The sequence below is a fragment of the Streptomyces canus genome, assembly GCF_030815415.1.
In the GTDB taxonomy this organism is placed as follows: Bacteria; Actinomycetota; Actinomycetes; order Streptomycetales; family Streptomycetaceae; genus Streptomyces; species Streptomyces canus_F.
The window spans coordinates 7319694-7332760 of record NZ_JAUSWW010000001.1 but is presented as its reverse complement, the minus strand read 5'-3'; the positions used below and the strand labels follow the sequence as shown (position 1 = coordinate 7332760).

The 13067-nt window shown below is 71.5% G+C and carries 12 protein-coding genes; 4 read left to right on the top strand and 8 right to left on the bottom strand.

The window, feature by feature from the left end; translation table 11 throughout:
- Nucleotides 1-14 precede the first annotated feature (14 nt).
- On the bottom strand, nucleotides 15-227 hold the full coding sequence (locus tag QF037_RS33885; protein WP_046262608.1) for a hypothetical protein: 213 nt from the start codon (nucleotides 225-227) through the stop codon (nucleotides 15-17).
- A gap of 173 nt (nucleotides 228-400) precedes the next feature.
- Here QF037_RS33885 and QF037_RS33880 point away from each other — a divergent pair, with 173 nt between their 5' ends.
- Complete coding sequence (locus QF037_RS33880; protein WP_307031893.1) at nucleotides 401-1603, top strand: bifunctional adenosylcobinamide kinase/adenosylcobinamide-phosphate guanylyltransferase; 1203 nt, start codon at nucleotides 401-403, stop codon at nucleotides 1601-1603.
- Here QF037_RS33880 and QF037_RS33875 read toward each other — a convergent pair.
- Nucleotides 1592-2110, bottom strand: a complete 519-nt coding sequence (locus QF037_RS33875; protein ID WP_307031891.1) for a class I SAM-dependent methyltransferase — start codon at nucleotides 2108-2110, stop codon at nucleotides 1592-1594. The genes QF037_RS33880 and QF037_RS33875 overlap by 12 nt on opposite strands.
- 137 nt (nucleotides 2111-2247) lie before the next feature.
- On the opposite strand from QF037_RS33875, the gene cobT reads away from it, so the two are divergent.
- Both cobT and QF037_RS33865 read left to right on the top strand, forming a co-directional pair.
- Nucleotides 2248-3336, top strand: a complete 1089-nt coding sequence (cobT, locus tag QF037_RS33870; RefSeq protein WP_307031889.1) for a nicotinate-nucleotide--dimethylbenzimidazole phosphoribosyltransferase — start codon at nucleotides 2248-2250, stop codon at nucleotides 3334-3336.
- 189 nt (nucleotides 3337-3525) lie between these two features.
- The gene (locus QF037_RS33865) at nucleotides 3526-4200 is read left to right on the top strand and encodes a hypothetical protein (protein WP_307031886.1); all 675 of its coding nucleotides are present in this window, start codon (nucleotides 3526-3528) and stop codon (nucleotides 4198-4200) included.
- A gap of 419 nt (nucleotides 4201-4619) precedes the next feature.
- Here QF037_RS33865 and QF037_RS33860 read toward each other — a convergent pair whose 3' ends face one another.
- A complete protein-coding gene (locus QF037_RS33860; RefSeq protein WP_307031885.1) occupies nucleotides 4620-5393 on the bottom strand; it encodes a hypothetical protein in 774 nt (257 codons plus the stop codon).
- A gap of 60 nt (nucleotides 5394-5453) precedes the next feature.
- Between QF037_RS33860 and QF037_RS33855 the strand changes: the two genes are divergently transcribed.
- Nucleotides 5454-6248, top strand: coding sequence for an adenosylcobinamide-GDP ribazoletransferase (locus QF037_RS33855; RefSeq protein ID WP_307031883.1), 795 nt, complete (start codon nucleotides 5454-5456; stop codon nucleotides 6246-6248).
- A gap of 32 nt (nucleotides 6249-6280) precedes the next feature.
- Here QF037_RS33855 and QF037_RS33850 read toward each other — a convergent pair whose 3' ends face one another.
- The 5 genes from QF037_RS33850 to QF037_RS33830 all read right to left on the bottom strand — a co-directional run bounded on the left by QF037_RS33850 (nucleotide 6281) and on the right by QF037_RS33830 (nucleotide 12724).
- On the bottom strand, nucleotides 6281-7057 hold the full coding sequence (locus tag QF037_RS33850; RefSeq protein WP_307031880.1) for an endo alpha-1,4 polygalactosaminidase: 777 nt from the start codon (nucleotides 7055-7057) through the stop codon (nucleotides 6281-6283).
- Nucleotides 7054-7680, bottom strand: a complete 627-nt coding sequence (locus tag QF037_RS33845; RefSeq protein ID WP_307031878.1) for a spherulation-specific family 4 protein — start codon at nucleotides 7678-7680, stop codon at nucleotides 7054-7056. The genes QF037_RS33850 and QF037_RS33845 overlap by 4 nt, the downstream gene beginning before the upstream one ends.
- Complete coding sequence (locus QF037_RS33840) at nucleotides 7677-9062, bottom strand: hypothetical protein (RefSeq protein WP_307031877.1); 1386 nt, start codon at nucleotides 9060-9062, stop codon at nucleotides 7677-7679. The genes QF037_RS33845 and QF037_RS33840 overlap by 4 nt, the downstream gene beginning before the upstream one ends.
- Entirely contained in the window at nucleotides 9059-10579 is a 1521-nt protein-coding gene (gene pelF / locus QF037_RS33835; protein WP_307031875.1) for a GT4 family glycosyltransferase PelF, read from the bottom strand. Before pelF ends, QF037_RS33840 begins: the two co-directional genes overlap by 4 nt.
- Before the next feature lie 117 nt (nucleotides 10580-10696).
- A complete protein-coding gene (locus QF037_RS33830) occupies nucleotides 10697-12724 on the bottom strand; it encodes a hypothetical protein (protein WP_307031873.1) in 2028 nt (675 codons plus the stop codon).
- Nucleotides 12725-13067 lie beyond the last annotated feature (343 nt).

Here is a 13067-nt window from a genome sequence, read left to right as displayed (position 1 = left end):
CCCCTTCTTCGGACCTACGCCTCTTCGGCGTGCAGGCTCATCGGGCCGTAGATCTTCGTACTGTCCTCGAACAGGTGCACCTGGTCCGCGCCGCCCTCCGCGAGATCCTTCCAGTACTCGCCGACCCAGGACTCGGCATCCCCCTGCGTGGTGAACTCCTCGGGCTGCACCGCGGGCTGAACCTCCGTCCCGTCGGCCTTCTCGAATCGCCACGTCCATGCCGCCATGTACGCCTCCTCGCTCCGCTGGGTTAGGCCGTGATCAACATACGGTAGTCGGTCGGGTGCGGGTCGTCTGTGGCTGGTCGCGCTCCGCGGCGGAGCCGCTGATTGTCACAGCCCCGCGCCCCTGGGGACATGCCGGGCGCGCAAGTCTTGCGGTGACCGGCGAAAATCAAGCCGTGGAACTGACTCTCCTTGGCACCGGCGCTCCCTCAGGCCTTCCCCGACCCGACTGTCCCTGCGCCGCCTGTGCGACCGCGCTCGGTCCCGATGCCCGGGCCGCCACCGCGCTGCTCGTCGACGGGGCGCTGTTGCTCGATCTGACGCCCGGCGCGGTGTTCGCGGCGGCCCGGGCGGGGCAGTCGTTGGGGCAGGTGCGGCAGGTGTTGTTGTCGCATCCGCACGACGGGCCCGCCATGGAGGTGCCGGCGGGGCTGCCGCAGCCGGGGCGGGTGCCGGACGGGCGGGAGTTGGCGTTGCTGACGGGGCATCGGGTGCGGGCGGTGGCGATGGACGCGCCCGGCACCGGGTACGCGGTGACCGGCCCTGACGGGCAGCGGCTGCTCTATCTGCCGCCCGGGGGCGCTCCGGCGGGGCTGGAGGAGAACGGCAAGGACGGCTACGACATGGTCCTCGCCGATGTCGTGGGGCGGCCGGACGCGCTCGCCAAGCTGCGCGCGGTCGGTGCGATGGGGCCGGCCACCGATGTCATCGCCGTCCATCTCGACCACGACGTGCCGCCCGGCGCCGAGTTGCGGCGACGGCTCGCGGCGGCGGGCGCGCGGGCCGTACCCGACGGGACGACGCTGACCGTCGGCGTCTACGAGGACGTACCGGACGTGCCCCGGCGGACGCTGGTGCTGGGCGGGGCGCGGTCCGGGAAGTCGGTGGAGGCGGAGCGGCGGCTGGAGGCGTTCCCGGACGTCCTGTACGTCGCCACCGGCGGGACGCGCGGCGGGGACGGCGAGTGGGCCGCACGCGTGGCCACGCACCGCGAGCGGCGGCCCGGGTCCTGGCGTACGGCCGAGACCTGCGACCTCGTGCCGCTGCTCGCCGACGACGGGCCTCCGCTGCTGATCGACTGCTTGTCGCTGTGGCTGACGGACGCGATGGACGCCGTCGGGGCGTGGGACGACGCGGAGTGGGCCGACGGCGGGGAGCGGGCGCTGCGGGAGCGGGTGCGGGAGCTGACGGACGCGGTGCGGGCGACCCGGCGGACCCTTGTCGCCGTATCGAACGAGGTGGGCTCGGGGATCGTGCCGGCCACGGCCTCCGGGCGGCGCTACCGGGACGAACTCGGGCGGCTCAACGCGGCGTTCGCCGGTGAGTGCGAGCACGTGGTGCTGGTGGTGGCCGGGCAGGCGGTGGTCCTACGGGGCTGAGGGCTCCTTGTGGGCGATCACGCGGTACGTCGTCCAGGGGCGGGGACGGCGGTTCCTCGGCGGGAGGATCGTGCAGCCCTGGGACTCCAGTTCGGCGCGGAGTTCCTCGGCGGGGGCGTCCACGCCCTCCAGGAGGAGGTAGCCGCCGGGGCGCAGGACCGCGAGTGCGGCGCGGAGTTCGCCGGCGGGGTCCGGGGGCCGGAGGAGGGTGACGACGTCGTAGCGGGCCCGCAGGCCGGTCGCGATCGGCTCGTCCGTCAGGCTGCCGACGTACGCCTCCTCCACCCGGTCGGCCTCGCGGGCCTCTTCCACGCGGGCGGTCGGGTCGACGCCGTCGAAGGAGGTGTACGGGAAGAGCTCCTTGGCCGCCTCGGGGAAGCGGGCGTCGCCCGTGCCCACGTCCAGCCAGCTCTCCGGTTCGGGGAGGAGCCGCAGGATCGCGCGCGCCGTCGAGCGGTGGCGGCGTCTGCGGTCGAGGTCGCTGACACGGGTGCGCAGGCGTTTCATGGGGGCTCCCTGAGACATACGACATTCCACTGCAAAACGGAACATATGGGATCTCGATCTTGGGAGCAACGACGTCAGGTGCGCGTGGTGGCCATGTGGCGCCGTCCTGTTCGATCGGTGCCGGTACTGTTCGGCGAATGAGCTCGCTTAATCTCGACGACTTCACCGATCTGATCGAGCGCCCCGACGGTGGGGTGCGCCGCGACGCCGAGGCGCGCCGGGAACGTCAGATCGTGCCGCCCGGGTCGCTGGGCCGCCTGGACGATCTGGGTGAGTGGCTGTCGGCGGCGCAGTCCGCCGTTCCGGTACGGCCGATCGAACAGCCGCGGGTGGTTCTCTTCGCCGGTGACCACGGCATCGCCGAGCTCGGTGTCTCGGCCCGACCGGCGGGCAGCGCCGGGGAGTTGGTGCGCGAGGTCCTGGAGGGCGGGCGGCCGGTGTCCGTGCTCGCACGGCGGCTCGGGGTGCCGGTGCGGATCGTCGACCTGGCGCTGGACTGCGATCCGGAGTCGCTGCCCGGCGAGGTCGTACGGCATCGCGTGCGGCGCGGCAGCGGCCGTATCGACATCGAGGACGCGCTGACCCTGGAGGAGGCGGAGGCCGCCTTCCGGGCCGGGGTCGCAGTGGCCGACGAGGAGGCCGACTCCGGTACGGATCTGGTGGTGCTCGGCGATGTGAGCGTCGGCGGGACCACGGCGGCGGGTGTGCTGGTCGCCGCGCTGTGCGGGACCGACGCGTCCGTGGTGACCGGGCGCGGCGGGCTGGCCATCGACGACCTCGCCTGGATGCGCAAGTGCGCGGCGATCCGCGACGCGCTGCGGCGGGCCCGCCCGGTGCTCGGGGATCAGCTGCAGTTGCTGGCGACGGTGGGCGGGGCCGATCTCGCGGCGATCACCGGGTTCCTGCTGCAGAGCGCGGTGCGCAAGCTGCCGGTCGTGCTCGACGGGGTCGTGGTCGCCGCCTGTGCGCTGGTCGGGCAGCGGATCGCCTTCCGGGCGCCGGACTGGTGGCTGGCCGCGCACGACAGCGGGGAGCCGGGGCAGGCGAAGGCGCTGGACCGGATGGCGCTGGAGCCGCTGCTGGAGCACGGGGTGACGGTCGGGGAAGGCGCCGGCGGACTGCTGGCACTTCCGCTGGTGCAGGCCGCGGCGGCGCTGGCCGCGGAGCTGCCCGAGAAGCCGGAGGCTGTCGAGGCGGATGCCGAGGAGCCGGAGAAAGAGGAGTAGCCCTCAGGACGCAGCGGCGCAGCAGGGGTGGCAATGTGATGCCTTTGTGTGGATGTCTCCGAGCTGCCGGGAAGGTGTGCAACAGGCCCGGGAGATCCAGCTCACGTAGGTGTGGCTCAACTGCGCACGGTTCGGATCGGTCTTCGGACATGGCCCGTGGCCGCACCGTACGTACCTGGAGACGCGCCGATGACGAGGATCGCCCGCTGGGCCCGCACCGAATGGGGGCTCCTGTACATCGCGGTGCGCGGGCCGCTGGTGCGGCGGCGGTGGCGGGCGGTGCCGATGGCGATCGGGGCGGTGTGCCTGACGGCGGTGCTCCAGTTCGTGCAGAACCGGTCGTGGGGCTACCAGTTCGTACAGAACGTCGGTGCCGTACGGGCGGAGGACCCTCTCTGTCCGGCCCTCCTGCGGACGCCCGTGTCGTTGTTCGTACCCGCGCTGGACCTGCCCGTGTGGGGTGCGCTGGCGCAGCTCCTGATCGTGTTCGGCATCGCGGAGATCTGCCTGGGCCGGTGGCGCACCTTCGTCATCGCCTACGCCGCCACCCTCGCCGGCACGCTGTACGCACGCCTCGGCATCTGGCTGGGCCCCGACAGCCCGCTCGGCCTCCCGGCCGCGGACTCCCACGTCGTCGACACCGGCCCCTCGGCCGCCGTGGTGGGCCTCGCGGTCTTCCTGGCCTGGCGCTATCGCGCGTACGTCACCGGGGGTGTGGTGATCGCGGCGATGGTGGTCGAGGTACTGCTGAAGGACAACCTCGCGGGCAAGGAACATCTCGCGGCGATCGCGGCGGTGCTGATGCTGTGCGGGATCTCGGAGGTACGCCATCGGCGACGCACGGGACGGGTCGCGATGCGGTGACCGGCCGCATGTCGGGCATCGCTTGGTCGGCACGCACGTCGGCGAGCAGGGCATGGGGCGTCCGCAGACGGCCGTGTCGGTGAGCGGGCGAGCGAGACGGCGCCCCGGCGATGTCCATGCCGGTGACTGGGGGCCCGTCTGGGTCTCGGCCCGTGGGCGCCCCATCACGGCATGGCCTGCGGATCGGGCTTGCCGCCGATCAGATCCTCGAGTCTGGCGCGCGGCGCAGAAGGGGGCACGGGGGCGTGGGGCGCCGCGCGCGGAGGCGACGCGGGCCTGCTCCCCGGCGGCGGTCCTGGTGGGAGGCGCGCAAGGTGGCCTTGGCGCGGGGGCGTGGGGCGCCGCCCGGCAGCAGCGGTGGCCGTGGCCGGGCGCGCGGGACGGCGGGCCGACGGATATCACGCCGGTGGCCGGGTGTGTCAGGTGTCGGCTGCAGGCGGCCTGTCACGGCAGGGCCGGGGGTCGGGTTTGCCGCCGATCAGGTCTTCGAGTCTGCGGCGGGGGCCCGACCAGCGGCGGTCGTGGTGGTAGGCGCGGAGGGTGGCCTTGGCGCGGGCGCGGGGGCGGCGGCGGTAGAAGCGGCGGGCCCAGGGTGAGCCGGGGCGGGCCAGGCGGACGAAGCCGATCAGGCCGACGAGCGGGACGATCACGCTGAAGATCGCCATACGGGCCTTGCCCTTGCTCAGTACGGCCAGGGCGAACAGGAAGTTGACCACCGCGGTCGAGATCACGTTGGCCCGGCCCTGGAGCTCGTCCTGGCTCAGGTCGTTGACGCCGAACGGCGAGAACCCGGACAGCACCAGCCCCACCAGGGCGGCGGTCAGCACGACCACCTCCACGCTCTTGCGGCCCTCCTCCGTCCAGTAGACGTCGTCGAGATGCAGGATCAGCGCGAACTCGTCCAGCACGAGGCCCGCGCCGACACCGAAGATCACCGCGCACGCGGCCCCCCCGAAGCCGTGCCGGCCACTGCCCACGGCACCGAAGCCGCCGACGACGGTCAGGACGATCCCGGGCACCACGTGGTGGATGTGCACCCCGCCGGAGCTGACGTTCCCGAAGGGACCCTTGCCCGCGCGGATGAGCCGGGTGATGACCCGGGTGACCAGGAAGGTGACGACGAAGGAGGTGAGGGCGAGGAGCAGCGGCAGTTTGCCCGGCTCGATGATGTTCCGCTGGAGCCAATGTCCCATATGCGCACTTTATCCAGGGTGGGCCATGGCGACTTCCCGACCGCCGGATAACCTCCTCCGGTGTCTGCGCCCTCTTCGACTCCCTGGCCCGACGGCCTCCGCTTCGCCTTCGGCACCCTGACCGTGCTCCCGGTCAAGGTGACCCGCTGGGACCGTGACGCCGCGCGCGGGGGCATGCTGTGCGCTCCGCTGGCGGGGGTGGTGGTCGGGGCGGCGGCCGCCGTGCTGGGTGTACTGCTTCTGGCCCTGGGCTCGGGGCCGCTGCTCGCCGCGGCCGCCACCGCCGCCGTGCCCGCCGCCCTCACTCGGGGGCTCCACCTCGACGGGCTCGCCGACACCGCGGACGGGCTCGGCAGCGGTAAGCCGGCCGAGGACGCGCTGCGGATCATGAAGCAGTCGGACATCGGGCCGTTCGGGGTCATCACCCTCCTCTTCGTGCTGCTCGCGCAGGTCGCCGCGTTGGCGCAGGCGTACGGCGAGTCGTGGGCGCGGGGTGCGGTGGCCGCGGTCGTGTCGGCCACGGCGGCCCGGCTGGCGCTGACGCTGGCGGCGCGGCGCGGGGTGCCGGCGGCCCGGCCCGAGGGCTTGGGAGCGGCCGTGGCCGGGGTGGTCCCGGTACGGGGGGCGGCGATCGTCGCCGTTGCCGTGACGTTGGCGGCGGCAGGTGCGGGGGCGTTCTTCGGGCCGTACGACATCGTCCGTACGGCGCTCGCCGTCGTCGTCGCGGCCGGGGTTGCCGAACTCCTGCTACGGCACTGCACTCGGCGCTTCGGCGGGGTGACCGGGGATGTCTTCGGAGGGCTCGCGGAGACTGCGGCCACGACCGCGCTGGTGGTGCTTTCGCTGGGTGGCTGAGTGGCGGGTGCGTCGTGGCCGGCCGCGCGGTTTCAGCATGCTCGGCGCCAGACCCCCAGCTCGTACTTCTTCAGCATCGAACTCAGCTTCAGCTTCCGTGACTCCGCGCAGAACTTGCTCGTCGGCAGTTCGTACTCCACATGGAAGACCGCCTTCTTCGCCTCGATGAACGGTGTGTTGGCCTCGCACTCGTCGTACTGGGCGCACTGTTCGTTGACCGCGAAGTCGAAGTCGTCGACCAGTTCGGGGATTTGGTCCAGGTCGTTCTTCAAGCCCACCGACATGCCGCGGGCGTGGGCGAGTTTCGCGATGAGGCGGTTGTAGCGGAGCTGGTCGGCGGCCTTCAGAGGGAAGCCGGTGCGGTTCTTGTAGCCGTCCATGTTGTCGGGCTCCACCGCGTCGAAGCCCTTCTCACGGCACATGTCCATGCGGTCCGCCATCAACGGCTCCAGGACGTCCGTCTTGCGGATGTCGAGCCAGTTCTCGCCCTCCCAGCCGTTGCCGCGGCCGATGACCGACTTGGGGAACTTCTCCGCGTCGGGGCGCCAGTCCTCCCAGGCTCCGGTGGAGAGGTAGCAGATCACCTTGCGGCCCTCGCGGTGCAGCGCGGTGACGGTGGACCTCGGCTGGTCGAAGCCGTCGATGTCGTAGACCGGGACGTCGACGGAGGTGTCGACCGTCCGGCCGCTGAGCTGCCACTGCCAGTCGAGGCCGGGGGCCGGCTGCCAGCGGGGGCCGGGTTTCGCGTCCGGGGTCGTCGTGCAGGCGGCCAGCAGAAGCAGGGGGACCAGCCAGAAAACGCGTCTCACCGAGCGGGCTCCAGAGTGTGGGGCAACGTACCCCAAGGATGATCTCCCACCCCGGGGACCGCGCAGTACAGGTCCGCCCCTGCCACCGCCGGATCGACGCCGTCCGGGACGCCGTACACGAGGTGGCACAGCCGTACGTCCGTGCCGCCGCGCCAGGGTTGCGGGGGCTGTCGGCGGTACGTCGACCAGGTGCCCTCGAAGGTGACGAGGACGTCGGCGATGCGGCCGTAGGAGGGGTGTGGTGTGGTGCCGTGGTTCAGGGCGAGGGTGCCTCGGACGGCGGTGGCGAGCCGCCGGTAGTACGCGAACTCCGCCGGGCCCGAGGTGACTTGGTCCAGGAAGACGCCGTCCGTGCCGTACCAGTCGCGGTGGCGTGTGAGGTCGCGGACCACGTCGGCGGAGGGTCTGCGGGCGTAGTCCGTGTCGGCGTAACCCAACACCCGTGTACCTGCGGCCCGCAGCCTCGCGGCGACCTCGGCGAAGGACTCGTCGGGGGCGTCGCCGGGGCCGCTGGCCGGGTTGAGGACGACGCCGTAGAGGCGGGGTGCGGCCGCAATGAGCGCGTCCCATTCGGCGGGGCGGACGGACGGGTGCTCGTAGTACGGGACCAGGAGAGTGCTCATCGGTGGGCCGTCGCCCTTCCCAACAGGGCGCAGACAAGGGCGGCTTGGGCCGCGGCTGCCGTGCCGTGGACGATCAGGGCGACCCAGTGCGGGGTGCCCGTGTGGGTCAGCAGCGCGAGTGTCTGGGTCAGGGCCGCGGCGCAGCAGACCGCCGTCGCGCTGAGGATCGCGCCGAAGGACTGGAGCAGCAGACCGGTCCAGAGGACCACGCCCAGCACCAGCAGACCGGGCGACAGGGCGGACATGGCGAGGCCCAGGACGAGAAGGGTGACCAGGTAGATGGTCAGGCATTCGACCAGCGTGGTGGCCGTCGTACGCCAGAAGGCCCTCGGGGTGCTGGTGTTGCGCAGGCCGGCGAGGCTGCCGCTGCGGAAACGGTGGAGGAGCCATTCGGCGGGGCCCATGCTGAGGGTGAGGGCGACAGCGGCCAGAGCGCTGTCCAGGGCTGCGTAGAGGACGAGGACGCCGGTGCCCAGACCGAACAGGGCGTAGGGGAGGGAGGCAACGAGTTGGGGGCGCATTGTCGACTGTCGGCCGTGGGTCCGTTGTGGCTTGTCGCGCAGTTCCAGTAGACCCAGGACCACCACCGCCAGCAGGGAGCCCAGCAGCAGGACGAGCCTGAGTGCCGTCGACGGGGTGCGGACCAGCCCCAGGGCCGTGCCCGCCGCCATCGGCAACAGGGCCAGCAGCAAAGCCCGTTCACGGCCCAGGACCAGCAGGACCGTCGACGCGCCCAGGTACAGGGCCTGTCCGGCGGCGAAGGCCACCCCCGTCATGTCGCCCGTGCCCGCGACCAGGAAGGCGACCAGGGCGCCCAGCACCACGCCCGCCGGCGCGCCCAGCAGCAGGCTGCGTTTCGCCGCGGTGCGGTCTCCCAGGCCCAGCCAGGAGTACGCCCGGTGCGCGAGGCCCTGGTTCCAGGTCCAGCCGGCCAGGGCGCCGGCGAGGAGGGGGATCGTGCCCGCCGGGAGGCCGAGGTCTCTGGGGCCGGTCATCAGCGGGGCGCCCAGTACGTAGCCGAGGCCGGGGAGGGCGAAGACGACGCCCCGCAGGAGGCAGCCCAACAGGCCCACCTGCCACGGGTCGTGGACCGGGCCCTCCGGTTCGGGATAGCGGCGCTCGACGCGTTCGTAGAGCTCCTCGGCGAGGGCGAAGGAGTTCTTCAGGCCGTACCGCTCGCGTATCTGGTCGTCCGACATGCCGTCGGACTCCAGGAGCGCGGCTATCTCGTCGGGGTGGACGGCCGCGGCGACGAAGTCGTCGAGGCGCACGGCGAGTTCGTCGAGGGGGTCGGGCTGTGCCCAGCTGGGGGTGCGCTGCCTGGGGATGCCGGGCGTGGTGTCCGGGCGGGCACCCGGGGGCAGCCAGACGGATCCGCTCACCAGCCGGTCCCGTCCGTCGCGACCGCGGCGTACCAGGGGTCGCGCAGTTCGAGGGTCCAGTCGGCGACGGTCTCGAGCGTGGGCTCGTACACCTCGGGCATACCCGCGAGCTCCTGGTAGATCGTCCGGAAATTGTCCACGGAGCGGCGCAGCGTGAAGCGGTCGATCACTCTCTGCCGCGCCAACTCGCCCAGTTTCAGGCGCCGTTCGTCGTTCCTGAGCAGGGTCAGGGCCGCTGCCGCCAGCTTCTCCGGCTCACGCGGGGGCACCACCAGACCGGTGTCGCCGACCGCCTCGCTCACTCCCCCGACGTCCGTCGACACCGTCGTACGGCCGCAGGACATGGCCTCGATGATGGAGAACGGGAAGCCCTCGGAGATGGAGGAGAGCATGACCACATGGCCGGCCGCGTAGGCCCGCCAGACCTCGCTGACGCGGCCCTCGAAGGTGAGGCCGTCGGTGACGCCGAGTTCGGCGGCGAGCTTCTCCAGCCGGGTCTTGTACTCCTCGCCGCCGGGCGGGACCGGGCCGAAGAGTCTGAGCCGGGTCTCCGGCATCTCGGCGCGGACCATGGCGTAGGAGCGGATCAGGGTCTCCAGGTCCTTGATGGGGTCGACGCGGCCACACCAGGTGAGGGTCGGGACCTCGGGTTCGGGTCCCGCGTGCGGGAAGGCGGCGGGGTCGACGCCGTTGTAGACCGTGCGGATCTTGTCGGCGTCGGCGCCGCCGCGCTCCTCCCAGCGGCGGTTGTACTGGTTGCAGGGGGTGATGAGGTCGGCGGCCCGGTAGCCGAGGGAGTTGAGCTCGCGGTAGAAGCCGAGCATGAACGCCTTCACGGGCCAGCGTTGGGCGTCCGAGCGGTAGCCGAGGTAGCGCTCGCGCAGGTAGATGCCGTGCTCGGTGAGGAGGAACGGTACGCCGTCCAGTCGGTGGGCGGCGAGGGCGGGCAGGGTGGCCAGGCCGCTGCTCACCGCGTGTGCCACCGAGTCCTCGGGGATGCGGACACCCAGCGGGCGCAGGGCATGTTCCAGCAGGTCCGTCGCGGTGAGCGCGTCGTGGACCGTGGGGCGGGCCGCGGCCGTCGCCAGGTGCGGCATCGTCCATATCCACATCAGCGAGCGCAGCGCCGACTCCGTGCGCAGTGCGGCCGACAGGCTTCCGTCGCGGGCGAGTTCGGCCAGCTCGTACAGGGCCTCACCGAAGTCGCGGGGGGCCTCGGGGTCGAGGAAGGAGAGCAGGAAACGCTCGTAGGAGTCGATGAAACGGCGCCGCGCCCTGCCGTACGGGGCGTGCTTGCGGCCGGGGCGCGGGCCCCAGGTCGGCACGGAGGTGTGGCGGTAGACGTTGGGCGGCAGCTCCCAGGTCACGGGTTCGCGGCCGCTTCCGGTGAGCGAGAGGATGTGGAAGTCGACCTCCGGCATGCCCTTGACGAGCTGGTCGCACCAGGTGCTGACGCCGCCGTGGACATGTGGATAGGTGCCTTCGGTGAGCATGGTGACGTGACGGCCCGTGCGCATTGCCGCGCGGTTCCCCCCTGTTTGCGGATCTTGTGGGGGGAACTGCGGACCGGACCCCGGCTGCGGGCTCGTTGTGGCTGGTCGCGCAGTTCCCCGCGCCCCTTGAGGGGCGCCCCTCTACGGCAGTTTCAGCGTCAACGCGGACTGCAGGGCCGCCGGCGTGGTCCAGGCCGAGCGCCTTCCCGCGTACGCCGTACCGAAGGTGGTCGTGCCGATCAGGAGCTGCTGCTTTGTTCCCTCCGGGGCCGTCACCGGGATCTGCGTCCCGTTCGGTGCCGTGATCGTGACCGTCGTGCCGACCCGGTACGCCGTGACCTTGCCGGAGGCCAGCGCGGCCTGCCAGGTGGCGCGGCGCTGGAGTTCGGTGCCGATGGCGGCCTGGGCGAGGTTCTGGACCGGGGTGTTGTCGGCGAAGAGCGCCCGGTAGTCGGTGAGGACCTTGTTCATGACCGGGTAGAGGGTCCGGTCCTCGGCCAGGTTCGACTGGTGGGCGTAGTGCGGGCGCGGGTCGTTGCTGATGGCGTGTCCGAGGGCGGTGCGGGCCTCCTGGGGGACGATGTACGACGTGTAGCCCGTGGCCGGGTCGAGCGGCTCGGCCAGGCAGGTGGAGGACGGGTTGTTCTCGCAGATGCCGCTGCCGCCGTCGGCCGCCGAGGCGTAGATCCAGTTGTACTCGTCGACCATCTCGGCGTTCGTACCCACGTTGTAGTACACGTTCATCGGGTAGCGGGGCACGGTGAGGGTGCCGCTGCCGACCTCGCGCTGGTCGGGTTCACGGGAGCTGTCGGAGGCGGTCCACTTGATGCCGTTGTCGGCGAGGGCGCCGGCGAGGTTGGGGTTGTCGTTCGGCTGCTGCGGCAGCGTCTTCAGGCCCGAGTGCTCGCCGGTGACCAGCTCGGCGCGGGTCAGCGGAAGGCCCTTGGAGACGCCCCAGTTGTAGTTGTCGCGGATCTCCGCGGAGATGTCGGCCCGGCTCATGTACTGGGTCGTGCCGCTGGTGTTCTTCGCGCAGCTCCACGGCACCGTGGAGGTGTCCTGGACGCAGCCGAGGAACTTGTGTGTGTACGTGTGGTTGATCCAGCGGTACTTGGCCTTGTCGGCGAGCAGCTGGGTGGCGAAGGCGTCCGTGCCGCCGTTCTCGGTCTTCCACTCCTCGCCGGAACCGGCGTTGTAGACCATGTCGAGCGTGAAGCCCTGTTCCTGCTGCCACTGGGCGGCGCGGACCGCGTCGGCGGCGGTCATCCGGATCGGCGTGGTTCCCGTGCCGTCACCGCCCGCGCAGTCGAAGTCGCCGGGGGTGCAGTTGTGTTCGGTGTCCCAGCGGCTGTCGGGGGCGAAGACGTCGTCGACGTGCACGGCGAAGTAGTTGCGCGCCTGCCCCAGGTGCACCCCCTGGGTCAGCCACTCGACGATGCCGCGGGCCAGGACCCGGAACTGCTGCTGGTACTGGTTGTACGCGAAGGTCACGACGAGTTCGCGGCGCCCGTCGTGGACGTACTCGCCGACGAGGCTGCCGCGGCCCGAGCCGCCGGGCACGGCGGTGTCGACATAGCTGGTGAAGCCCGCCCCCGGGATGGCCACATAGCCGTAACTCTCCATCACCGACGGGGAGTTGTCCTCGAAGGTGAGGGCTCCGTCGAGGTAGCCGAAGTACCCCGACTTGCCGGCGGCCGTGATGCCCGCGGCCTGTCCGTCCAGCGAGCCGGAGTAGCTGCTGTACTCCAGACCGACGCCCGGGTGCGCCCAGGTGTAGGCGTCGACCTGCGGGATGCCGTACGTCTTCTCGTACGTCTCCAGCGCGGTCTGTTCGGCCGAACCGGCGCCGAACGGGGCCTCGTTGGGCAGGACGACGCCCTGGTACTTGGCCCGGGGCGCGCCGTTGACCGTGTCGCTGAGGAACGCGGCCGTGATGGCGGGGCGGTTCGCGTCGTTCAGGGAGACGGTGGTGTACGGGATGCCCGTGCTCTTCAGCTGGGCGGTGATGGCCTGGACGGGGCTGTCGCCGTTGTCCACGACCAGCACTCTGAGATCGATGCGCGGCGTCACCGCTGCCGCCGCGCCCGGCACTCCGAGCCCCAACGCCAGTAGCCCGGCGGCGGTCAGGACCGCGGCCGCGCCTCTGCGTCTGTGCGCACTCTGCGCCATTCTGTGTGCCCTCCCCCAGAAGATCCCCTTGTGGTAAATCCAAGGATGATCAGTGGAAATCATGCAAAGCGGTGAGCGATGCGCTCACCGGAACACGAGGAGTGTGACTGAGCTCACCGGGAGTAAGGATTGAGAAGTGGCCATGACGCCACTCACAGGTGAACGCCCGTAGGAATGAGCGAACCAGCCATACGCGCGTAGGCTCGTTCCGGGTGTTCATCGACGGGGTGAAGGCCCCGGTCGATGCCGCCCCCGGACACGGTTCTAGGGTCGGCTGTCGGGCCCGGTCGACCCACCCACACTCGACCAACTGAACTTCACATCGGAAGCGAGATTTCACCAC

Excerpts from the sequence above, each read along its gene's own strand:
- QF037_RS33885 (WP_046262608.1), bottom strand. The coding sequence starts at position 227 with ATGGCGGCATGGACGTGGCGATTCGAGAAGGCCGACGGGACGGAGGTT.
- QF037_RS33875 (WP_307031891.1), bottom strand. The coding sequence starts at position 2,110 with ATGAAACGCCTGCGCACCCGTGTCAGCGACCTCGACCGCAGACGCCGC.
- cobT (WP_307031889.1), top strand. The coding sequence starts at position 2,248 with ATGAGCTCGCTTAATCTCGACGACTTCACCGATCTGATCGAGCGCCCC.
- QF037_RS33865 (WP_307031886.1), top strand. The coding sequence starts at position 3,526 with ATGACGAGGATCGCCCGCTGGGCCCGCACCGAATGGGGGCTCCTGTAC.
- QF037_RS33860 (WP_307031885.1), bottom strand. The coding sequence starts at position 5,393 with ATGGGACATTGGCTCCAGCGGAACATCATCGAGCCGGGCAAACTGCCG.
- QF037_RS33845 (WP_307031878.1), bottom strand. The coding sequence starts at position 7,680 with ATGAGCACTCTCCTGGTCCCGTACTACGAGCACCCGTCCGTCCGCCCC.
- pelF (WP_307031875.1), bottom strand. The coding sequence starts at position 10,579 with ATGCGCACGGGCCGTCACGTCACCATGCTCACCGAAGGCACCTATCCA.
- QF037_RS33830 (WP_307031873.1), bottom strand. The coding sequence starts at position 12,724 with ATGGCGCAGAGTGCGCACAGACGCAGAGGCGCGGCCGCGGTCCTGACC.